Source organism: Fulvivirga sp. AWR4_260 (assembly GCF_056158185.1).
In genome coordinates, this window is the sequence record NZ_JBSWSU010000015.1 from 886,824 (window position 1) to 911,482 (window position 24,659).

15 protein-coding genes and 1 tRNA gene are annotated in these 24,659 nt (G+C 36.1%); 4 read left to right on the plus strand and 12 right to left on the minus strand.

The features are described 5' to 3' along the window. Positions 1-2 precede the first annotated feature (2 nt). Together ACXACQ_RS10265 and ACXACQ_RS10270 are read right to left on the minus strand one after the other, a co-directional pair. Positions 3-2,120 carry a tetratricopeptide repeat-containing sensor histidine kinase gene (locus ACXACQ_RS10265; protein ID WP_474975853.1) on the minus strand — a complete coding sequence of 706 codons (2,118 nt, stop codon included), beginning with the start codon at positions 2,118-2,120 and terminating at the stop codon, positions 3-5. 43 nt (positions 2,121-2,163) lie between these two features. Next, positions 2,164-5,091, minus strand: a complete 2,928-nt coding sequence (locus ACXACQ_RS10270; protein ID WP_474978470.1) for an FAD-binding and (Fe-S)-binding domain-containing protein — start codon at positions 5,089-5,091, stop codon at positions 2,164-2,166. A 107-nt stretch (positions 5,092-5,198) separates the two neighbouring features. Between ACXACQ_RS10270 and ACXACQ_RS10275 the strand changes: the two genes are divergently transcribed. From ACXACQ_RS10275 to ACXACQ_RS10290, 4 genes are all read left to right on the plus strand, one after another. Next, positions 5,199-5,672 carry a C40 family peptidase gene (locus ACXACQ_RS10275; protein ID WP_474975854.1) on the plus strand — a complete coding sequence of 158 codons (474 nt, stop codon included), beginning with the start codon at positions 5,199-5,201 and terminating at the stop codon, positions 5,670-5,672. A gap of 40 nt (positions 5,673-5,712) precedes the next feature. Further along, a tRNA-Ala gene (locus tag ACXACQ_RS10280) sits at positions 5,713-5,786 on the plus strand. A 253-nt stretch (positions 5,787-6,039) separates the two neighbouring features. Then, complete coding sequence (locus tag ACXACQ_RS10285) at positions 6,040-6,384, plus strand: helix-turn-helix domain-containing protein (RefSeq protein WP_474975855.1); 345 nt, start codon at positions 6,040-6,042, stop codon at positions 6,382-6,384. A 713-nt stretch (positions 6,385-7,097) separates the two neighbouring features. Continuing rightward, complete coding sequence (locus ACXACQ_RS10290) at positions 7,098-8,546, plus strand: hypothetical protein (protein WP_474975856.1); 1,449 nt, start codon at positions 7,098-7,100, stop codon at positions 8,544-8,546. A gap of 96 nt (positions 8,547-8,642) precedes the next feature. Here the strand turns inward: ACXACQ_RS10290 and ACXACQ_RS10295 are convergent, their stop codons facing one another. From ACXACQ_RS10295 to ACXACQ_RS10340, 10 genes are all read right to left on the minus strand, one after another. Further along, a complete protein-coding gene (locus ACXACQ_RS10295) occupies positions 8,643-9,059 on the minus strand; it encodes a response regulator (protein WP_474975857.1) in 417 nt (138 codons plus the stop codon). Positions 9,060-9,196: 137 nt separating this feature from the next. Next, the gene (gene amaB, locus ACXACQ_RS10300; protein ID WP_474975858.1) at positions 9,197-10,744 is read right to left on the minus strand and encodes an L-piperidine-6-carboxylate dehydrogenase; all 1,548 of its coding nucleotides are present in this window, start codon (positions 10,742-10,744) and stop codon (positions 9,197-9,199) included. 72 nt (positions 10,745-10,816) lie between these two features. Beyond that, the gene (locus ACXACQ_RS10305) at positions 10,817-12,256 is read right to left on the minus strand and encodes a trypsin-like peptidase domain-containing protein (protein WP_474975859.1); all 1,440 of its coding nucleotides are present in this window, start codon (positions 12,254-12,256) and stop codon (positions 10,817-10,819) included. Positions 12,257-12,277: 21 nt separating this feature from the next. After that, the gene (gene uvrB, locus ACXACQ_RS10310; RefSeq protein WP_474975860.1) at positions 12,278-14,305 is read right to left on the minus strand and encodes an excinuclease ABC subunit UvrB; all 2,028 of its coding nucleotides are present in this window, start codon (positions 14,303-14,305) and stop codon (positions 12,278-12,280) included. A 151-nt stretch (positions 14,306-14,456) separates the two neighbouring features. Further along, complete coding sequence (locus ACXACQ_RS10315; RefSeq protein WP_474975861.1) at positions 14,457-14,846, minus strand: hypothetical protein; 390 nt, start codon at positions 14,844-14,846, stop codon at positions 14,457-14,459. 143 nt (positions 14,847-14,989) lie between these two features. Beyond that, the gene (locus ACXACQ_RS10320) at positions 14,990-15,436 is read right to left on the minus strand and encodes a lipocalin-like domain-containing protein (RefSeq protein WP_474975862.1); all 447 of its coding nucleotides are present in this window, start codon (positions 15,434-15,436) and stop codon (positions 14,990-14,992) included. Positions 15,437-15,532: 96 nt separating this feature from the next. Further along, positions 15,533-15,937 carry a hypothetical protein gene (locus ACXACQ_RS10325; RefSeq protein ID WP_474975863.1) on the minus strand — a complete coding sequence of 135 codons (405 nt, stop codon included), beginning with the start codon at positions 15,935-15,937 and terminating at the stop codon, positions 15,533-15,535. 305 nt (positions 15,938-16,242) lie between these two features. Beyond that, positions 16,243-22,356, minus strand: a complete 6,114-nt coding sequence (locus tag ACXACQ_RS10330) for an SDR family NAD(P)-dependent oxidoreductase (RefSeq protein WP_474975864.1) — start codon at positions 22,354-22,356, stop codon at positions 16,243-16,245. 613 nt (positions 22,357-22,969) lie between these two features. Continuing rightward, on the minus strand, positions 22,970-23,716 hold the full coding sequence (locus ACXACQ_RS10335) for a shikimate dehydrogenase family protein (protein ID WP_474975865.1): 747 nt from the start codon (positions 23,714-23,716) through the stop codon (positions 22,970-22,972). Further along, a complete protein-coding gene (locus ACXACQ_RS10340) occupies positions 23,716-24,657 on the minus strand; it encodes a DUF368 domain-containing protein (RefSeq protein ID WP_474975866.1) in 942 nt (313 codons plus the stop codon). The genes ACXACQ_RS10335 and ACXACQ_RS10340 overlap by 1 nt, the downstream gene beginning before the upstream one ends. Between the last annotated feature and the right edge of the window lie 2 nt (positions 24,658-24,659).

A 24,659-nucleotide genomic window follows, 5' to 3' on the forward strand; every position in this document is an offset into this window, starting at 1 on the left:
TTTTAATTAAAAGGTATGTGTAAAGTAAACTCTGAGCCTTTATGAGCCTCAGACTCTACTAAGATATTAATATTTAATATCTCTGCTGCTTTTGCTGCTAAATAAAGACCAAGGCCATTACCTTTTGATCTGGTATTGCCTTTGAAAAAGGCGTGGTATATTCTTGGGAGGCATTCTTCACTTATGCCATCACCATTGTCGCTAATGCTAATAACATATTCTCTGTCTCTTTTTTCTGCTTTTATTTTAATATAAGGGCTGTCTTCATTGCAGAAATAAATGGCATTTTCAATGATATTTCTCAGTATAATTCTGAAAATATCAGAATAGGTAGTGAAGTCAAGTTGAGGAGAGTCAATTTCAATTTTGATATCGTGCCGTAAAATAAACTCTTCGTATTTTGATATGATGTTTTCGGTAAAGCTTGTTATTTCAATGATTTCCTTGCTCTCAACTTGATGGTGTAGCAGGTAACTCATTTGAAGTTTCCATAGCATGTTGTCCATGCTTTTGGCAGTACTTTTAATGCGTGTCAGTATCTCTATTAGGTCATCATTGTCAGTGTAATTCCTACCTAGGTTTTCTAAGCCTAATATCGTAGCTATAGGCTGCCTGATGTCATGTGATGCTCTATATAAGAAGGTGTCTAGCTCATAATTGAGCTTTTTAAGCTTGGCAGTTCTTTTTTCTACTTCTTTTTCTAAATTATCATTGATATCCTGAATTACCTTATTCTGAGCATGAAGCTGTTCACTTTGGCTTTCTAGTTCTTCGTTTTGAGCTTCTATTTTTTTCTTTTGCTTTTCTAAAAGCTTGTTGTCTTTTTTCTTTAACCTAAATTGGTTGTAGATAAATAGTGTCATGCCAATTACAATAGAAATTAAAATAATTGACCCGGAGATAATTAAGTTTCTTTTTTCTATTTCTTTTTTCTGGAGTTCACTGCTTTTAGTTAGTAATTCTATTTCGGCAAGTTGATTGTCAAAATCCTTTATGGCTTTAATTTCAGCCAATTTCATTTTAGTGTTTTCAGTGTTTTGATGATTCATCTGCTCGCTATACCTCACATGGTAGCGGTAGGCATTTTCAAAATCACCTTTGTCGGCATACCAAATGGAGATATATTGGTAGTATTTCATTTTAACATGCACTAAGTTAGTTTGAATGTGCTTGTCTATGAGCATGTTGGCACTGTCGTAATAATTTTTAGCAGTGACAAAATCTTTTTGAAGTCGATATATTTCACCAATATTGAGGGCTGCAGTTACTGCACTTCTCCATTCTGTATATTTTCTACTGATTCTAAAATCGTTTTTTAATCTGGGGAGTGCCTTGTCATAAATGCCCATTCTAAGGTAAATAACGCCTAAGTTGCCATTGCTGAGCCCTTCCCAAAACTCGTTTTTAAGAACTAACGAAAGGTCGTGAGCTTTTTTTAGGTAATAGACCGCACTATCATAATTAAATAACTCGCGATGACAAACACCAATAGTGTTAACGGCATTCATGTAATTTAGAGAGTCGGTAATGGTGAGGTTTGTGACTGATTCGTATAGTTTTATTGCCGTGAGGGCATTGTCTATTGCAATTTCGTAGTTATGAAATTGGTATTGAGTATTGGCCAGTTGAAATTGGCAAAAGGCAGCCTTAGTGCTATCGTAAGCTAAAATGTAAGGGTAAGAATCAAGTTCAGATTTTAGTGCTTCGCCCTTTTTGTCTAATGAACCATAAATTCCTGCCATGTCCATAAGTACATTGCCAAGAATAATGTCTAAGTGATGGGCCTTAGCAATTTCTTCAGCTTGTTTTAAAAGGGCTATGGCTCTAGCTTTTTCACCTTCAGAAGAGGCCAATGTAGCCAGGTTTTTATAAGCTAGTGCAGAAACTAGGTGGTTGTTATCTTTTTCGCTTGCGGCAAGTAATTTTTTATATAGTGATGAAGAAGCAGAATCGTTGTTTGAACGGTCATTAATCAGAGAATCGAAGTAATTGTAAGCTTTTAATTCATAATCTTTACTCTTCCAATTACTTACAGTAGAGATGATGGTATCCACCTGCTCTTGACCATGTACAATATGGAAAGTAAAAATTATAACGAGTGAGAGCAGGCGAACTTTCATTACCGAATTTATAAATAACTCATGATATAATGCAAGGTTTTCCTCAAATTAGTGCAGCATATAGTATTTCTACTGGGTGCTGAGCAGTTCGTGTAGTTCCGTCTTTAATTTGATGTCTACAGCTTGTTCCACTCGCTGCTATAATAACTTCTTCTGGTTGCTTGCGTACCGTAGGGAAAAGTACTAGTTCTCCAATGGACATGGATATGTCATAGTGTTCTTTTTCATACCCAAAAGAGCCGGCCATTCCACAACAGCCAGAGGGTATCATGTGTACTTCATAATTTGTAGGTAAAGAAAGCATTTTTTTAGTAGGTACTAGTGATGATACCGCCTTTTGATGACAATGCCCATGGTATTTGATTGTTAAAGAGTCTTCTTTAAACTTGGTTTTGTCAATGTTACCTTTGTCTATTTCCTTGGCTATAAACTCTTCTATAGTAAAAGTATGCTTGGCCAATTCTTGCGCCTGTATTCTGTTCTCTGAAGATACTAAATCGGGGTATTCATCTCTAAAAGATAAAATGGCACTAGGCTCTAGCCCTACTAACGGAGTGTCATTAGATATAATGTCTTTAAATATGCTGAAATTTTCTCTAGCATATTGCTTTGCATGATCCAGCATTCCTTTGGACAAATATGTTCGTCCACTTTCTGGGTGGCTAGCAAAATTCACCTTGTAACCTAGTTTAGATAGTAATTTTATTGTGGTAATTCCTATCTCTGTATCATTGTAATTGGTAAACTCATCTATAAAGAAATAAAGTTCTCCTACTACATGTTTTGGCGTAAGGTTATGGATGTTTTTATGATACCAACGCTCTAATGTGTATTTGTGAAGTTTAGGTATGCTTCTGTCTTTGGCAAATCCACTAAATGATTTAATGATGCCACTAGTCAGTTTATTAGTTACCGAAAAATTATACAAGCCGGGGGCTTTAGAGGCTAGTTTATTAAGTGCGCTGAAATTGGAGATAAGCTTGGTCCTAAACGGAATTCCATTAGCTTTATAATACTGATGTAAAAATTCTGTTTTCAGTTTTCCCATGTCAACATTAGAAGGGCATTCTGATTTACAGCCTTTGCATGACAAACATAGATCCATCACATCTTTGATCTCTTCGCTATCAAATGGATTACTTTTAGAGCTGTTGGTGAGTACTTCTCTCAGGATGTTAGCTCGGGCTCTTGTAGTATCTTTTTCATTTTTTGTAGCCATGTAAGATGGACACATAGTGCCGCCTGTTAGGTGCGTTTTCCTACAGTCTCCTGAGCCATTGCACTGTTCGGCTGCTCTCAGATAACCTTGATATTGGTCAAAATTGAGCGTAGTGTCAAATTGCCTTGTTTCTTGGCCTGCCTTGTACCTTAGCATGGTATTCATGCTTGGCGTATCAACTATTTTGCCTGGGTTAAATATATTTTTCGGATCCCAGGTATATTTTAGTTGTTTTAATAAATTATAATTGTGTTCACCGAGCATGAAAGGTATGAATTCGCCCCTTAAACGGCCATCACCATGCTCTCCACTTAATGAACCTTTGTATTTTTTTACCAATTTGGCTATTTCATCCAATATTGTTCTGAATAGCTCGTGCCCCTCTTGCGTTTTTAAATTCAAAATAGGCCTTAAGTGGAGTTCACCTGTACCTGCATGAGCATAATGCACACAAAAAAGGTTGTGCTTTTTTAGTACCAGGTTAAAATCATTAATGTATTCTGGGAGGTCATTTACATCAACAGCAGTATCTTCAATTACTGGTGCGGGTTTAGCATCACCAGGTATATTGCTTAATAAGCCCAAGCCTGCTTTTCTTAAATCCCATACCTTTTTAGTATCTGCACCTGTTATTAAAGGGAAATGGTACCCAAGATTATTATTCTTTAGGTCTTCTATTAATGTGTTGACCTTATGGTTTAGTTCTTCTTCACTATCTTCTCTAAGTTCTACAACTAAAATAGCTTCAGGGTCTCCTTCTACAAAAGATCTGTTTTGACGATATTGTATGTTTTCTTTGGTGCACTCTAAAATATAATGATCCATTAGCTCACAAGCTGTAGGGGCATATTTCAGCGCGATAAGGTTGCCTTTTAACGACTCGTAAATGGAGTTGAAATGGATGCAGACAAGTCCTTGATGAGGTTTTGGAAGAGGAGAAACGGCTATTTTAGCCTCAGTGATAAAAGCTAAGGTTCCTTCTGATCCTGCAATGAGTTTACAAAAATTAAAGGGCTCGCCTGTGTTGTTGAAAGGGGCCGCATCTTTTAATAAATCAATGGCATACCCTGTATTTCTTCTATCTATACTTTTTTTAGGGTAATGCTCTTCTATCTGACTTCTATTAGTAGAATCTGTCAGTATGGCTTTAATGTTTTTATAAATTTCCCCTTCTTGGGTGGTTTGCTTGCATTTTTCTTCAAACTCTTCGTTGGATATCTCCTCGAATATCGTTTCATTACCATCACTTAGTATGGCGTTGACTGATAAGAGGTGATCTCTCGTGCTGCCATATACCAGTGAGTTTGAGCCGCAAGAGTTGTTACCAATCATACCTCCGATCATAGCTCTGTTGGCCGTTGATGTCTCTGGGCCGAAGTACAAACCATATGGTTTTAGGTGAAAATTTAGCTCGTCTCTTACTACGCCTGGTTGCACACGCACCCAGCCTTCTTTTTCATTTACCTCTAATATTTTAGTGAAATGTTTCGAAACGTCTACGATAATGCCATTACCCACTACTTGGCCGGCTAGTGATGTGCCTGCAGTTCTGGGTATTAATGAAGTCTTATGCTCGTTAGCAAATTGAATTAAGATCTTTAAATCAGCTTCGGATTTAGGAATGGCTACCGCTAGAGGCATTTCTCTGTAGGCAGAGGCGTCAGTAGCATATAAAGTGCGCATGGTGTCATCAAAATAAAGATCTCCCTCTAATTGCGCTTGGAGTTGGGTTAGGTTATCGTAGTATTGCAAAGCCTTTTCTAAAATTTTTTTGAAATTAAAATCTTTTTGTTTTTGTAAAAAGCACTTAAGCAATTAAGTTAACAGTATCAAAATTTTTTCATCTATTAATACTATATATGAAACAGCAATTACGACTCGTTGTCTGGTTGTCTTTTATCATAATACTATCATCCTGTGCTTCTGCTCGCAAGGCTAAAGTTAGGCAGCAGAAAATTGAGACCGTTATTAATACAGCAAAAAGTTATATGGGTACACCATATTTGTGGGGTGGAACCTCGCGTTCGGGTATGGATTGCTCGGGGTTACTTTTAAATGCCTATAACGCTGTAGGGTATCCTATACCTCGAACCTCAATTCAGCAAAGCAAGATTGGTAAGAAAGTTAAAAAGAAGAAGCTGGAAGCAGGAGACTTGGTATTCTTTGCTACGGGAAAGAAAAAACGGGAAATAACGCATGTGGGACTGGTTACGCGTACTAGACGAGATGGGGTTAAGTTTATACATAGCTCATCGTCTTTAGGGGTGGTAGAAAGTAGCCTAGAAACTAAATATTATAAAAAAAGATATATTACAGCCAGGAGGCCTTTTTAGTAAATGTTTTTTTAATATATTTGCTGCCACTATAGCAGATGGGGGATTAGCTCAGCTGGCTAGAGCGCTACACTGGCAGTGTAGAGGCCACCGGTTCGAATCCGGTATTCTCCACAATACATTAATAACTCACTGAAAAACAGTGAGTTATTTTTTTGTGTTGATGTATGCTACAAATAGAGCTACAAAAAAGTCCGAAATTCTAATGGATGAATTTAGATCTAATTACCCATATAAACTTTGTGAAATTAAAGTCTAATAAAACATAAATATTGTGAAGTGTTTTTGGCGTTTGGTTGAAAATAACTATTATTTTCTTGGTTAAATTCAGCAGAATTTTCATTTTAAGCTTTCATAATTTTTTTATATGCACGTAGGTAATTTAATTAGAGAAATTCTTCAGGCTAAAGGAATGAGTGCCACTGAATTAGGTGGGCTTATTGGTCACAGCAGTGCGGGTGCTTCAAAGATTTTAAAAAAGAAAGGGATTAATACAGAGTTGTTAGAGCGTATTATGATGGCTTTGGAGGTCAACATCTATGATATTTTGTCAAAAAAGTGGTCGGGGAAGACGGAGGATGGCAATCAGTCTATTACAGCAATTGAATTAGATGAAATTTTGAACAGTGAGAATAAAAAGGAGGTATCTATTCAAATTAAAATGCATAATCCTAAGACAGCTGATGTTTTAAAATATCTATTTGAAAAGTAATTTTTATTAGTTTTTGCTGGAAATAAACGTTACTGCAGTGCTACATTTTGAGGGATTATCTAATACTATTTCCATTTTGTAGCTATTGCGCAAGGTTTGTTTTAAGTGAGGGTAATCCGGTATTCTCCACAAAATAAAAACACCTTACATTTTGTAAGGTGTTTTTGTTTTATACCCCTCAAGGTTTGATTAAAGCAACAAACCTTACTTATCTAATAACTTCAGGTTTTCTACCTATCAAATACACCAAATACAACCACTAAAAAATAACTTACTTGCTGAATACAATAATCATGTGTAATTTTAGTTAGAATGTTACATTGTATGATTTTTGGAGTAATTTCGAACTAAAGCCTTAAAATATTAGGGAGGTGAGGGTGTAGGGTGAGGTGAATTGCATTTAACTGCTTGATATTAGATTGATTTTCAGCATATATAGGGGGAGGGGCGTACTTGTAAGGCTTTGCTTCTAATATTTTACTTTATACTAATTATATCGGTTTAATACACTTTTTCATTACATCATAGTCTTAAAAGTGTATTTCCAACTGCTAAACGCACGCTATAAGTACTAATAATTTTGTGCTCTGATGTGAATGTATAGGATATATTTAGTATATTTTTCCGATCTTGGTTAGGTGAAACTGATTTTACCTTTCCTTTATAAAAAGAAAAGTTATTAAGAATTTTATTATTTGGAATAAATACCGTCTATGGCTAAGCTGAAAAACATCATAAAACAATTATCCAGCAGGGACTACCAAGCAATACATGATTCACTCCTTGAGAGCAATGCCGATAAGTCAGCTTATTTAATAAAGGCCATGCGCGAGCGTCAGCTTTCTGATAATAAAATTATGCAGGAGCTGGAAGTAAATACCAATGCGTATTATACTTTGCGATCCCGCCTTAATCAAAAAATAGAAGAATATCTGCTTCAGCAGATGGAGAGCCCCAGGACAGATATTCTTAAAAAAGTGGCCAATATTAATGAGATCATCTTTACCAAAAAGAAAGCTATCGCTATTGCCACGCTTAAAAAGTTAGAGAAAGAGTTGCTGGATTATGATCTTTCTAATGAATTAACAATCGTATATAAGTCATTAAAAAAGCTTCATATTAATTCTCCTGATTACTATAACTATAGTCAGTTATATAACCGTCATGTTGCATACATGCTGGCTGTTGATAAATCGGAAGACTTGTTATCGGAGTATTTTAAAAAATATGGTAACTATACTTTGTCTGGTGACGAAACGGATAAGCTTGGATTAAACCTTCTATTAAAGGAGATGCACAATGTGAGTGCATTGTATGAATCTCACCGTTTGTATGTTTACTATAGTTGTATGGTTATTTTCCATAGGCTATTTGTAGACCAGGCAGATACAATGGATGAAAGCCTTGAGCCAATTGAAGATATACTTGATAATGTGCAGAAGATATTTAATCAATATCAACTGGATTCTATCTATTATCACTTAAACTTAGTGTTTGAGTTCCTTAAACTGGAATATTACAATCATTATAAGGTATATCGTAAGGCTGAAAAATTCTACGAAGAGGTTAATGATGCAGCCAGTAATTTATTAACCAATTATGCGCTTTATACATATCCTGCGCAATTCTTGATTACTAAAATGGAGCGCCATATTAGAATTGGCAATGTGAGGAAGGTGTATGAAGAGAATGATGGACTGTTTCACGATTTTGAGGTAGATAAATTAGATGTAGCATCTTATGTGACTTATACTATGTACAGAGCTATATCGTGTTATTATGTAGAAAAATATGATGAGGCTAGTAAATGGATTAACACTTTGCTTAATGAAGTGAGTCTAAAAAAATATCCATTTATGCAGCTGGAAATAAAAATTATCTTGGCTCTTCAGTATTGTTTAATGAATGACTTTGATTTGTTTAATCAGTTAATCAACAGTATTCAGAGACAAATTAGGTTGTTAGGTAAAGAGAATTGTGAGCATATACTTCTTTTATCTAAAATCATGAAAGTATCTATTAGTGAGATTAAGAAGAATAAGACAGAAAAAATAAGAAGTTTGATTAATAAATCTGAACCTAAAAAATCTATCTATTTCTCTCCTACGCAGATGATTATTATGGATGAAGATTTCATCAGTAGGTTAAGTAACAGGCCTTAATGGAAGGTTAATAAAAAACATTAAACAAAAAGAGCTGCCAAATTTGGCAGCTCTTTTTGTTTTGTCTAATGTATGCGCAGTGAGAAGGACAGTATGTTATATATTTAGCTTGGCCAAATTGTCTTGAGATAAAGGCTTATTAATATATTGTTTTACATAACTGTATTTCTTTGACTTATTAACGTCTTGCGGATTGATTGAAGAAGTTAGCATCACAATTTTACACTTGTTTCTGGTGCGCTCAGATAGCTTTTCAAATTCATCTAAAAATTGAAAGCCATCCATTAAGGGCATATCAATATCTAAGAAAATAACGTTTGGAAGTATCTTGTCAGAAATTTCTTCAACCTTTTCGATGTTTTTTAAAAACTCAATTGCACTTTTAGCACCGGTATGTGTATAAATATATTGTGATATATCAGCTGCCTCTATCATTTTTTGATTGATAAGGTTATCGATTTCGTTATCATCGATTAACATCACAGAGATATATTTTTTGTTGTTATCTGACATATATTTTTTAATCTTATGTAATCTAAATATAATTCATACCACAGTAATTACAAAATATTAAAGTGTAGATAAAATCTAAATATTATTTTAAAACCTAGAATTATTGCTCTCTAGTAAGATTGATGTAAGGTTTTGTTTTAAATATTGAATTTTATGCCTTGAGCTAGCGGCAGTTCTGTTCCGTAGTTGATAGTATTGGTCTGCCTTCTCATGTAAACTTTCCATGCATCGGATCCGCTTTCTCTTCCTCCTCCTGTTTCTTTTTCTCCACCAAAAGCTCCACCTATTTCGGCTCCAGAGGTGCCTATGTTTACGTTTGCAATTCCGCAGTCAGAGCCGGCATGTGATAAAAAGGTTTCCATTTCTCTCATATGGGTAGTCATAATGGCTGAAGATAAACCTTGTGCTACTCCATTCTGTAATTCTATGGCTTCGTCTAAAGCATTGTATGACATAATGTACAGAATAGGGGCAAAAGTTTCTTGCTGTACTATGTCTAGGTCGTTAGTTGCCTCTGCAATTACAGGTTTCACATAACATCCAGATTCATATCCCATGCCTTCTATAATGCCTCCTTCAACTAGTATTTTGCCTCCTTGAGTTTTAATGGCTTCAATTGCTTTAAGGTAATTCTCTACTGAGCCAGTATCTATTAATGGACCCACATGATTTTTTGTGTCTAGAGGATTTCCTATGCTTAGTTGCTTATAAGCTGCAACCAGCTTTTCTTTTACTTCGTTATATTTACTTTCATGTATAATTAGCCTTCTTGTAGAAGTACACCTTTGGCCGCAAGTTCCTACCGCTCCGAACACAGCTCCTAATATGGCTACATCAAGGTCGGCATTTTCTGTAATAATTATAGCGTTGTTTCCTCCTAGCTCTAATAATGATTTGCCCAATCTGGCACCTACAGTAGAAGCAACTTGTTTACCCATTCTGGTAGAGCCTGTAGCAGATACTAAAGGTATCCTTTGATCTTCAGTCATGTATTTACCTACATTGTAATCACCATTGATGAGGCAAGAAACCCCTTCTGGGACATTATTATTGGCAAAAACTTCTTGTACAATATTCTGGCAGGCAATACCACATAATGGAGTTTTTTCTGACGGTTTCCATACACATACATCACCACAAACCCAAGCAAGCATAGTGTTCCAAGACCAAACGGCCACAGGGAAATTGAATGCGCTAATGATGCCTACAATGCCTAGCGGATGATACTGCTCATACATTCTATGGTTTGGTCTCTCAGAATGCATGGTTAACCCATGTAACTGGCGAGATAAGCCTACGGCAAAATCACATATGTCAATCATCTCTTGAACTTCACCAAGTCCTTCTTGATATGACTTTCCCATTTCGTAAGATACAAGCTTACCTAGTTCTTCTTTCTTTTCTCTTAACTTGTCGCCAATTTGTCTTACGATTTCTCCTCTTTGTGGAGCAGGCGTTAAGCGCCAAGTTTTAAATGCTTCGGAAGCTTTAGTAATTACTTGCTCATATTCTGCATTAGTAGTTACCTTAACTCTTGCTATTAAATAACCATCAACAGGACTATACGAGTCTATGTATTCATGCCCTTCGCTTAACCAACTACTGCCAGTAGATGTCCCGGCATTGTCTTCGTTAATATTGAGGGTTTTTAACGTTTCAGCTATGCTTATTTTTTCGTTATTCATGAGTTTAATGATTTTGTCTGTTAACAAAACTAATGAATGTGAGTAACTGTGTCTATTAGAATGTGGTTGATTTTACCAGTTGATGCCGTAAATATTCTGGTCGCCATTTGAATTGATTCCCTCTACCAAAATGCCTCCCTGCTTATTCGCTAATGTGCGGTTCAGGTCTTCTAGGTTTGCAATGCCTACTTTGTCTATTTGTGTTATTATAAAGCCTTTTGCTACCCCTGCTTCTTTCCATTTTCCATCATTTAAGGCTATAATTTTTACTCCACCATCAATATTAAAAGTTTTCATCTCTTCTACTGAGAGATTTTTGAATACAGCTCCTTTAATGTTGGTTTGGATCGCTTTTTTTATAATTTCTGTAGTGCCTTCAGTATTTCTTAAAGTTGCTGTAACAGTGTTTTTTTTCTGGTTTCTATAATAAGTTACCGTAATCTGGTCTCCTGGGCGGTTACGAGCTACCATTTCTTGTAATTCTGATACGTTGTTAGTAGGGGAGTGATTGATAGAAATAATAATGTCGCCTTCTGCTAGTCCTGCATTTTCTGCTGCACTATTGGGGTTTACCTGACTTATAAATACTCCTGCAACTAAATCCAATTGTTCCGCTTCTGCTATTCGTGCGTTTACATCTGCTATACGAATACCTAATAAGCCTCGCTGTACTGCGCCAAACTCTAAAAGGTCATCAATTACTTTTTTTACTAAAGATACTGGCACTGCAAATGAATAACCTGCATAGCTGCCGTTTGGCGTGGCTATAGCTGTATTAATGCCAATAAGCTCACCATTTAAATTGACTAATGCGCCTCCACTGTTTCCGGGGTTGACGGCTGCATCTGTTTGTATGAATGCCTCAATTTGTAGGTTGTTTTTGTCTCGTAATATTCCTATGTTTCTAGCTTTAGCGCTTACTATCCCTGCAGTTACCGTGGAGTTAAGATCGAAAGGGTTGCCTATGGCTAATACCCATTCTCCTGGTAATGTTTTGTCGGAGTTGCCGTACTGAACAAAATTGAGGTTTTGTTCTTTTATCTTTAGTAAAGCAAGATCAGTAGTAGGATCAGTTCCAATGATCTTTGCAGGGTAGTTTCTGTTGTCATTTAGCACTACATCTATTTGGCTAGCACCCTCAATTACATGATTGTTGGTGATGATGTAGCCATCATTACTGACAATTACACCCGAACCGGAAGAGCGGGTAGGGTTGCCGAAATATCCTTCCAAAGCATTTAAGCTAAATTTTCCGCTGCTGTATAAGGTTCTTATATGTACAACTCCTGGAATTACTTTTTGGGCAGCACTAACAAAGTTTAGCCCTTTTGGGACAGCGTAGGCGCTATCATAACTTATGTAATTGGCCGCCTTTTTTTGCTGTGCCGAAATAGAGTTATAAGAGGCTTGATTATAGTCTTCGTTATTGTAAGCAACAATAATTAAGCATGCTGTAATGGCGCCAATTAACGCAGAAGTTAATGAACTAATAAAAAAGAGCCTCTTATTCATATTTTCATTTTGGTATAACGGTTAATCTTGTTTTTCTTTCTCTAATTTTTGTAGTTCTAGTAGCTCATCTCGAAGTTTAGCAGCTTCTATAAAGTCCAGCTCTTTCGCAGCTTTTTCCATAGCCTTTTGGGTTTTGTTAATCAATTTCTTGATTTCCTCTTTGCCCATGTAAGATACTACGGGGTCAGCTGCTATAGATGGAGCTTCTTCGCCTGTGTAGTATTTTTTGTTTGATTTATTGTGATCAGCAACGTTTGTTTGCTGCATTATAGATTCTTTCGATCTTAGTATGGTGCGTGGTGTAATGCCATGCTCTTCATTATACGCCATCTGAATGCTTCTTCTACGGGCAGTTTCGTCTATAGAAGCTTGCATAGATGGGGTTACGCTGTCAGCGTACATTATTACCATGCCGTTGGCATTTCGGGCAGCTCTACCAATCGTCTGTATCAAAGATCTTTGATTTCGTAAGAAACCTTCTTTGTCAGCATCTAAAATGGCCACAAGCGAAACCTCTGGTAAATCAAGTCCTTCTCTTAGAAGGTTTACTCCCACCAAAACATCAAACTCACCTAACCTTAATTGTCTCAAAATTTCTACCCTGTCCAATGTGTCTACTTCGCTATGGATGTATCTACATTTTATACTAGCCCTTTCTAAAAATTTAGTAAGTTCTTCGGCCATTCGTTTAGTTAATGTAGTTACTAAAACGCGTTCATCTTTTTGTATCCTATCGTCTATTTCACCCAGTAAGTCGTCAATTTGGTTGGTGCTAGGGCGTACATCAATTATAGGATCTAATAAACCTGTTGGTCTAATGATTTGTTCGGCCACTACGCCTTCAGTGTTTCTTAATTCATATTCTGCAGGAGTTGCACTTACGTAAACTACCTGATTTTGTAGTGCTTCAAATTCATTAAAAGTTAAAGGGCGGTTGTCTAACGCGGCCGGTAACCTAAATCCAAAATCTACAAGATTGACTTTCCTGGACCTGTCACCACCCCACATGGCTCGGATTTGAGGTACTGTTACATGACTTTCATCTATAAACATTAAATAGTCGTCAGGGAAATAATCCAGCAAGCAGAATGGGCGCGTTCCTGGTAGTCGTCTGTCAAAGTACCGTGAATAGTTCTCTATACCAGAGCAATACCCGAGTTCACGCATCATTTCTATATCAAATTCTGTGCGTTCCTGAATTCTTTTAGCCTCTAAATGTTTGTGCTCCGTCTCAAAGTGCTTAACCTGGCTTACAAGGTCATCTTGTATTTGGTGAATAGTTTGATGAAGTAGTTCCTTGCCTGTTACAAACAAGTTGGCGGGGAATATTGTGATTGCCTGCTCTTCAGATAGCGTTTTGCCTGAGTTGGGGTCTATTTGCTGAATAGTTTCAATTTCATCTCCCCAGAACATAATGCGGTAGGCAAAATCTCCATAAGCAACAAATATGTCAACAGTATCGCCTTTTACCCTAAAGTTACCTCTTTTAAATTCTGCCTCTGTGCGGCTGTATAGTATGTCTACCAGCGCGAAAAGTAATTTATTTCTTGCAATGGTCTCTCCAACTCTGAGTTTGATTACGTTTTTACCAAATTCTTCGGGGTTTCCTATACCATATATACACGATACTGAGGCTACAACTATAATGTCTCTTCTGCCTGTAAGTAAAGATGAGGTGGCACTTAATCGGAGCTTTTCAATTTCTTCATTAATAGATAAATCCTTTTCTATATATAGGTTCGAAGATGGAATGAAGGCTTCAGGTTGGTAGTAATCATAATATGATATGAAATACTCTACAGCGTTTTCAGGAAAAAATCTTTTAAATTCTCCATAAAGCTGTGCTGCAAGGGTTTTGTTGTGGCACAAAATTATTGATGGCCTATTCATGTTGTTGATTACATTGGCCATTGTAAATGTTTTTCCTGTGCCGGTAGCTCCAAGCAGGGTCTGATATTGCTCTCCATTTTCAATTCCTTTGGTCAATTGAGCAATGGCAGTGGGTTGGTCTCCGGTGGCTTCGTATTCGCTGGTTAGTCTAAATTTCATAAGGTATTATGTTCCAGATCTAATTTTAATAAGAACTAGTACCTTATAATACGTAATAGAAAGGAAATGTTAGAGAAATAGAGCAATTATAATTGATTAAGAAGAAAAATCGGACACTATATTAGTTGTGAAGATAATGTCCGATTGATTTTTATAGATTAATGAGCCATTTTTCAGCTTCAGGTATAGAATGGAATGTGGTAACAACATCGCTGGCCGGTAGTGCCTTTTGAGCTGAAAGCTCAGCAAAAATATTGGGCGAAAATACCCATGCGAAGTACTTGAGTCCGGCAGCTTCCATTCGTGGAAACCAATTTTTAGATACCCATTCAGCGGCATCTTGCCATGGGCCGGTGACACCACTATTGTCATTCAGCACTTTGAATGCTTTTTTCGTTGCAAGAATGGATAAGATTTGCTCACCACTGCTCATTATACCTTCTTTGTTTTGAAAGCCAATCCATTTGCAGTGAAGTATTTGTGTTTCTTGATCGTAAGAAACCTCTAAATTTTTTTGTCTTAGTAAAATTTCGAGTTCCATATCCATGAGGAAAAGTTATTAATGAATAAATATTATATTAACCTATTCTCAATGTATGAAATTAATTAAAAAAATACTTGATTTATGATTTTTATAAACGTTATAATATTGAAATGTATATAATCTATATTATTCTAATTTAATTATCTCTCCCATACTAAGTAAAATACTAATTCTTTGCCATTTGATAATATAGGTGGAGTATAAATCACTAAGTTGCCGTTTTCTAGTTTTACGAATCTTCGTTGCTTTTGTCCTACCCAATTAGCTAGTATACAACCTTCTACTTCATGGACTATGGTTCCGGGTTCTTCTTCATAAAATTTGCCGTAATAGCCAAAATAGCTTTTATATGCAGCAATCATTTCTTCTGGAGTACCATCAAACATGCCTTCTTGGCTAAGTTGTGGCCTTCCTGATTGAACAAGGTGAGCACTCATATATCCATCGTTAGTGTAAGTTAGTCTGCCGGTTGGCATTGGGCCAAAGAAATCGGTTTTGTTACCATCATTGTCTTCATAGTGCCATGATATTAACTTCCAAGTGCCTAATAATTTTTCTGTAAGTTCGCTTTGTGTGGTTGTCGACATTATTTATGATTTTAAATAGGTTGAAATAAAAAAAGAGCAGCATATAGCTCGAAAGTCTATAGCATGCTCTTTACTCTATTTACATTATTTAGCTTCTTATTTTAGTGCAGGTTGAGAGGTTTTTAGCCACTGCTCTGCATCATAGAAAGAATGGAAAGTTGTAACAACCTCTGAATCTGGCTTGGCTTTTTGAGCTGATATTTCTGCAAAAATATTGGGAGAAAATACCCAAGCAAAATGTTTTAATCCTGCAGCTTCCATTTGAGGAAACCATTCTTTAGATACCCACTCTGCGGCATCTTGCCATGGGCCTGTAACTCTTGTGTTATCGTTCAATACCTTAGAACACTCCTTCTTTTTCATTAGGTTTAAAATATCTCCACATCCGCTCATTACGGTTTCTTTCTTTTGAAATCCAATCCATTTGCAGTAAAGTATTTTAGAGTCATTGTCGAAGGTTACTTCTAGGTTTTTTAGTTTTAGTAAAGTTTCACGTTCCATAAGGCAATCAATTAAATTTAATATAGCGTCAATCTATATATTTTAAGTCCATAATAATAATGATTTATCATGCTTTCATTAGGTGTATGATTTATGGTGTTAATTTTTAGAATAATTGATAAATATTATTGCTTTTGCCTCTGTTAAAGGAATTTATATTCATAATAATAAATAATCACACTCATAAAAGCTTGTGATATAAGTGTGGTTATTTAATAATATTTGATTGTTTTAGTAATTTTTATTTAATTCTTACGTTTTGTTCAATCATTTAAAAACAGTTAATGTTGTTTAATTGATTTTTTTTAGCTTTTTTCCATCATAAGTCGAGACGATTTACCAATTTCAGAGTTAATAAAGTTGATGATGAAGTTCTGATCATGATGGATATAATTGTGTCCTCCTTGTCTTTCTAGTAGTTGAAAGCCAACAGTTGTTTCATTTTTCCAATTCTTAACCTGAGTCTTGCTAATTCTTGGGTCTTGAGCTCCGTGTATTCCTACTACAGGAATGTCAAACGGTGGTTCAAAGTTGTAATGGTAATTGTTAATAAGTGCCAAGTCTATCCTTAGTAATTTGATTAGTACTTTCCTCAATTCTGGATCTGGAGTATTTTCTTCGCTAATATGAGGAAAGGCTTTAGTTAGTTGTTGTAAGTCCAAATCGGGATCCATATAAGATTTTTCGAATGTGGCTAAATGAGGTACAGAACTCACAAAAAGTTGTTTAGGCATAGAGAGCTTTTGCTTACGTAGTTCTCGAGTTAGTTCAAATGCCAGTATTCCTCCCATGCTATGCCCAAAGAACGAAAACGGCTTGTCGAGTAGCTTGAATAAATGCTTTAGGACTACCTTGCTAGCCTTTATCATATCGTTAAAGGGAGCGGAAGATAACTGTTTCCCTCTTCCAGGTAATTCAACAATAATAAGTTCTATGTTAGGCGTCAGCATGGTTTCCCAGTCATGAAATAATGAAGCGCTACCTCCAGCATCGTGAAAGCAAATTAAACGATGTGTGGCGTTTTTGTTTGGTTGAGGTATAATTATCCCATGATTGATAGCGGGCTCCCCACTTGTGTGTGACTTGTGATTTGGTGCAATGGTGTTTAATAAAAAACCAGCATATTCGCCTATAGTAGGATACTCCCAAATATTGGTAACGGAGAGTTTTAAATTGAGATCTTTTTCTAATTTATTGCGTAACTGAACCGCCATTATAGAGTCAATGCCGAGGCTTTTAAATCTCATATTTACATTCAGCTTATTGGCGCTTGTTTTTATTATTTGAGAGGTCAGTTGTTTCAAATGATTTTCTAATGCTAGCTTTTTCTCATCATTGTCTGGCAAAAGCTCTAGTAGTTGTAATAAGTTTTGCTTTTCATCATTTGACTTTTCTATCTGTAGTAGGGGGCTGAAATAATTGCTTTTCTTCAATCTAGGGAAGTAGTCGGCCGTCTGTGCTGCATTTAGTTTGAATATTCCAATATTAACAGGCTCTTGATATAAAATATTCTCTAGGGCAGTAATAGCTTCGCTCATAGATGTAGATATAAATCCTTCTGCTTTAGCATATTTTTCTAGAGACTCAGTATTGGCAACCATGCCCGAATCATTTATGGCACCCCAGTTAATACTGATGGCAGGTAAGCCATTAGCAACTCGGTATTGTGCTAGCCCATCTAGGTATGCATTGGCTGCAACATAGCTAGCCTGACCACTAATGCCTATTAGTGAGGAGGCTGAAGAGAAGGTGATAAAATAATCTAATTTTGCTTTTTTAGATAGCAAGTGAAGATTCCAGCCACCTTTCACTTTGGGGTTGAGGATAGATTCGTATTCATTTTTACTTAAGCTTACTAATGGTTGTGCACTGATGACCCCCGCTGCATGAATAATTCCTTTTAGTTGTTTAAGGTTAATGTGTCTGTTAAATATATTTTCGAGTGATTTGTAATTGGCTACATCACATGGAATAATTCTAAATTCACCACCTTTCAAAGATAGGTTTTCAATTTTTTCAGATACGTAATCGTCTGTTTTGCCATTTCTGCTGAGGAGTAAGAATTTTCTTGCCCCTTTTTCATACATCCATTCTACAAGTCTAAAGGCAATACCATTATAGCCTGTTATTAAATATTCTCCGGCAGAATCGAAATTAATATCTTGTATCTGGAATATGTCAGGGGTGGTTTTTGTCAATCTTGCTCCATAAATATCATTATTTCTAATGGCAATTTCTCTTTCTAACATGAGCGGAGATTGCAGCATGTCGAGATACAGATCAAGTTCATTATTATTAATTAGATAACTGAAATCTATGTGCTGTATTTCATATTCAGGGAGCTCATTTGAAATGACCCTGGCTAGCCCTGTGGCTGCGGTATGTCTCAGGTTGAGTAAATTGTTTTCTACGGCCTGTGCTCCGTTGGTTATTATGGTCACCTTAGGTGCTTTATTAAGCTTTTGAGCTGTAAGCGCTTGCATTAAACTTACTAAATAATAAGAATGAGCCACTTCTATATTACTGTTAGTTTCTACTTGCTCATGACCTATGCAGTATAATATTTGATCTACTGTTTTTAAATTTATTTGTTTTAAAGCATAATGAATAGACTCACAATCGTTGAGATCTGTGGTTATAATCTTGCTGTCAGAATCCCAAGTTTCACTTGATATGATATGGGTAACATGCCCGCTGTCATTTAATTTGTTGTAGAGTCGTTCAAAATTGTTGTTGTTGCCATCAGTAATAATTACAAACTCTTTTTGTTGAGGGCTTTCAGCGTTTTTCTTTAAGCTTCCTTTGCTCCATTCTACTGTATGATACCATTGGTTGCCTGGTTGTTGAAAATCAGTGGTAGTAATGATTTTGCCGCTTAGCCTGTCTATTTTTAAAATCAGCTGCCCTGACTCGTTGAAGATTAGCATATCTGCCATGATATTGTGTATGTGCGGAGAATGCTGATCTGTAGGGTAATTGAAAGTTCTTACAATTAAATTGCCATTTGTAGGCATTTCATTAAATACTTCAAAACACCCAATACTTGTTAAATATGCCGTTTTGTTTTTATCTAACTCTTGCTGCGTAAAATGGGTAAATATTAATTGCAGGCAACTGTCTAGTAGGGTGGGGTGGTACTCAAACTTTTTAATTTCATTTTGGGTATAAGGGGATGGGATAACGAATGCTTCAACTTCGTTTTCACTGAGCATTATTTTGTTAATTCCCTTAAAGTATGTGCCATAATTGAGGCCTAGCTTAGCTAAAGCATCGTAATACTTACTTACTTCTAGTTCTGAGCCTTCAAATTTTGTTAAAGCTGGTATGTTATATAGTTGTAGGTTGTGTTTTATGTGGTATTGCCCTTCTGCTGTTAAGGCCCAATGCCCTTGTATTTCTTGAAAAAACTGGAAACTGGCGTAGCCACGATCTTCTTCGCAAATTTTTAACTGTACTTTTACTGATTCCGCAGATTCAAATGTAATTGTGTTTTTGAATTGGATATTTAATAATTCGCATTTGTCAGAGCCAGAATATTGCTTTAGGGCAGCTAGTACCATTTCAATGTAAGCTATACTTGGCAATACAATAACATCGTTTATTTTGTAATCTTTTAAAAAGCTGAATTCATCTAGGTGTATGTGTGCCTCCCAGTAATGGTGAGAATTAAGGTTTGCAAGTTTTATTTGCTGGCCTATCCAAGGGTGTCCGCTATTGCTTTTAATGACCTTGTTGTTAACCCGCTCTGTGAATGTGTATGGTTCTCTTTGAAATGGGTAACTGGGTAAAAAAGTGAATTCAGTACTTACTTCACTATAGAAATCTTTCCAGTTTATATTGAGCCCTTTTTCGTAGAGCTGTCTGTGGTTGGCGTATAATTCTTCTACTTCAGGTTTGCTTCTATATGTCGATGCTGAAGTTATACCCTTGGTTTCAAAACTATCAAGGCATTCGTTGATGGCTGTAATTAGAACTGGGTGTGGGCTTACTTCTATAAATATTTTGTGCCCATCGGCTGCCATTAATTGCATAGTAGAGGCAAACTGAACTCCTTGCCGAAGGTTATTGACCCAGTAGTCAGAGGTGAGTTCCGTGCCATTTATTTTTGCACCTTTTACTGTTGAATACAGGGCTATTTTTTCGCTAGATGGTTTAAGGTCGGTCAGTGCATTTTTTAGATCAGCTTTTAAAGGATCCATCTGTTTGCTGTGCGAAGCAACATCGACCTTAACCTGCCTGCAAAATTTACCTTCAGCTTCGAGTAGCTCCAGTACTTGCGATATTTCTTTTTGATCCCCTGCAAGTACTGTTGATTTAGGGCTGTTATTAACAGCGATAGATAAGGTCGAGTACTCTTGGATAGTTACTTCCGCTTCTTCTACAGTAAGTTCCGTTACTGCCATAGCACCTCCTTTTCCGCTAACCGTTTTCATTAGCTTACTTCTAGTACATATAACAGCAGCTGCTTCATCTAATGTTATACTTCCTGAAAGATACGCGGCTCCCACTTCTCCCATGCTATGACCAACCACCGCATCTGGTGATACTCCCATTGATATCCATAGCTTAGCTAAGCCAATTTGCATAGCTATTAACATAGGTTGAATTACATTGATTTCAGACAGTCTACTGTTGTGTTCCTCAGCAAACATTTGGTCTAGTAATGACCAATCTGTATGCTTTTTAAAGGCAGTGTCGCATGTGTCAATAACATTTTTAAAAATAGGTTCAGATTGATATAGTTCCTTGCCCATTCCTAGCCATTGAGAGCCTTGACCAGGAAATACAAAAACTATTTTATCTTCTTTAGAAGTAGGGGTGGAAAGGTTCCATTGATCATTATTGTCAAGGAAATCTCTCATTTTTTGAATCATACTTTCCTTAGAGGTGCTAGAGAAAGTAGTGCGATATTCAAAATTGGGCTTCTTAATGGCTGAAGACGCACATACGTTAATAAATTGTTGTTTTACACCATTAATTTTTGATTCTAAATGATGGATGTGATTTTTGATGTTTTCAAATAAAGCTTTGTCGGTACGTGCAGAAATAGGCAGCAGGTAATTGCTGTGGTTATATTTTTCTGTTTTAGCGCTTGAAATGTTAGGAGTTATATATTCTTCTAAAATAGTATGAGCATTAGTGCCACCCCAGCCAAATGAATTGACACCGGCTCTCAGTGGTTGTCCTTCTATGGTTGGCCAGTCAGTAAATGCATCTTGCACTTTGAGTTTTAAACCAGTGAAATCTATATCGGGATTTGGGGTGTTGAAGTGGAGGTTTTTAGGTAGTTTTTTGTTGTTAATGGCCAGTATAACTTTTATTAGGCCTGCAATTCCGGCTGCACCTTCAAGGTGTCCAATGTTAGTCTTTACTGAGCCTACTCTTAATTCCGTACTTCTGTTTTTCTTGAAAAATGCCCCAATGGCGTTACTTTCAGTAGGATCCCCTAATTTGGTGCCTGTACCATGAGTTTCAACATAATGCACTTCGTTGGGTTGAATTCCTGCCCTTTCATATGCTTCTTTCAGCATTTCTATTTGGCCGCTGGTGCTTGTAGCTGGCAAATTAGAGTTGTATCCGTTATTGTTAACGGCACTGCCTCTTATAGTAGCATATATTTTGTCTCCGTCTCGCTCTGCATCTTCCAGCCTTTTTACCATTATTATTCCTGCCCCTTCTCCTCTCACAAAACCATCGGCCTCAGCATCAAAGGTACTACAAGTGCCTTTAGCCGAAAGACCACCAAACTTGGAAAGAAATATATTGAGTTCTGGATCTAGGGTGTGATTAACGCCTCCTATCATACATTCATCTACGCTATGGTCCCAAAGGCTTTGACAGGCTAAATGTAAGGCCACTAACGATGACGAACAGCCAGTATCAACAACTAAACTGGGACCCGTAAAACCAAAAAAGTACGAAATGCGGTTTGCTATTATATTAGCGGATTGTCCTAGGGCCGAATGTGAGGTGATTTGAGCATTTTTATCTTTGCGTAAATGTTCATAATCATTCCAAATGTTGCCAATATATACACCTACCTTTCTGTTAACTATTTCATTGTAGGGACGGGAAGTGTTTTCTAAACATTCCCATGCTAATTCCAAAATGAGTTTTTGAGACGGGGCCATCTCTGATGCTTCGGCTGGTGAGATATTGAAAAATAGTGGATCAAAATGGTCGACCTTTTCCAGCATAGCTGCGTGCTTCTGATGCGATTTGTCAGGAGCAGCTTTGTCTGGGCTGTAGTATAAATCATTATCCCATCGGTTCGTAGGGATTGTTTCAACAGCATTTTTACCTTCTTTTAATAATTCCCAGAACTCTGAGAGGTTATTGGCTTTTGGGAATCTACAAGAAACTCCTACAATTGCTAGTGGTGATGCTGGGGGTGTTTGGTGGTGAATGTTTGACTTCATGATCATTAGCTTTGGTGGTTAAATCATGTGCATTTGCATCTTGCAAATTAAGTCTTATTAAATATTCATGTAAGTTAAAAACTAATTATACTATACGTAAGTAATAAAATATTAGTAATATTTTATTTTTAATGATCTATTTATAACTATATTTCTTTTATAAATAGCTATTTATAGTAGTTGGCTTGTTCTAGTATTAATATGTTGATAGGTATTTTTACTATGTAGTATAGTAGTAATCTTTGTTAATTGTGAGCCATTAATTAGTCAAAACTGTAATAATATGGCTTCTGTAGGATAGAAAATGAATATGATTTTTATCACTTTTTAGTAAAAATCATGTTTTTGCGTATATAAATTATATAATATTCATATTACATATATATAATATGGTGCTGATAGGTAACTGTGTTTAATACTTTTTTTTCAAAAGTAAAATACCCTCGAGTCTACTATAAAATGGAATGAATTAAATTGTTGAATGTTTAACTTTTTATTTTTCAGGGACTTATACTTATTGTGATAATGGTAGTTTAACAATTAGATTAAGTAGAATAAAAAACAGTTGTTTTAATTACAGTATAATTAACAGGTAGTTAGCTGAAGAATTTGCTTATAATTCTTCACTATTCCATATTTCCCACGCTTTTTCTGCTTGAAGGTGTAGCATTTCAAGTCCGTTTTTGATGTGTGCTCCTTGTGCTTTTCCGTTCTCTAAAAACTGAGTGCATTCAGGGTTATACACTAAATCATACAGATAATATGATTCATTTAGTAATTTATACGGAATAGCTGGAGCTTCGGTTACATGGGGGTGCATTCCGAGTGGAGTGGTGTTTATTATGAGTTGGTGACCTTCTATAATCGACAAATTTTCAGCCAAACTATCATATGATAAATGATCTTTTCCGTTTCGGGATACAAAGCTAAAAGGGATATGAAGGCTATTAAGTGCAGCTGCTACAGCCTTGCTAGCCCCACCGGTTCCTAAAATAAGTGCTTTAAAGGAATGGTTAATAGGTAGCCATTCTTCTAAAGATAATTTGAATCCGTAGTAATCAGAATTATACCCAATTAATTGAGAGCCTTGTTTTTTAATTACATTAACAGCTCCAATTACAGCAGCACTTTCTTCAAGTTTATCTAGGTATGGTATAACTTCTGTTTTGTAAGGAATAGTAACATTAAGGCCTTTTAAGTCAGGGTTGCTTTCTAGGAGTGTCTCTATCTGTTCAATATTTTCTAAAGGATACAATTCGTATTCATGATCAGATAAGTTTTCTCGTTGAAACTTATCTGTAAAGTAGCCTTTAGAAAATGAATGAGTTAGTTTCCTGCCAATTAGACCGTATTTATGCATTAATCTGTAGGGGTTGATTTGTAGCTAGCTATTTTTTCGATACCAACTACTAATAAAATTCCGATGGCTAAAAATAAGATGGCCAAAAATATTTTTGGATCGTTGTTAGTAGCCTCCATATATTCGGATGGTAATACATTTTTAGTAAAGCTAACCACTTGTTCTCCATGGCTGTTTACCCTGAATGCTGTAGGCAACTTCCAAGGCCATACTTTGTTAAGTGAGCCAACCATAAAGCCGGCTAGTACACCTATGGCAATGTCATGATATTTTTTAAATACCCATGATACTAGTCTTACAAAGGATAAAAGGCCTGTTATACAACCAAGAGCAAATACCCCTATAGTTGCGAGGTCGATATTACTAATTGCGTTGAATATATATTCATATTTGCCTAAAATAAGGAGTATGAATGATCCGGAAATTCCAGGTAATATCATGGCGCAAATGGCAACAGCTCCGGATATGAAAATATAAAGGTAGCTATTCGGGGTTTCAGCAGCAGACGCAGCTGTAATAAAATAGGCAATAGCTATACCTAAAATAATGGCTATAATCACTCCGATATTATAGCTTTTAATGGCCCTTAAAACTAAAAGGGCAGAAATAATAATAAGGCCAAAAAAGAATGACCATATTGGAATGGGAAAATTGTCTAAGCAATATAGGATTACTTTGGATAAAGTAACTAAACTAGTAAGTATTCCTAAAAAGAGTGGAAGGAGAAACTTACCGTTTATTTTATTCCAAAATTGATCTAGTTTAAATGTAAACAGTAATTTAATCGCTTCAATATCTAGTGATTTAATTGAGTTGAGAAGCTCCTCATAAATACCAGTTATAAATGCAATAGTACCACCTGAAACACCAGGAACTACATCAGCTCCACCCATACCCATTCCTTTAAAGAAAAGGAGTAAGGCGCTTTTAAATTTTCCCATTC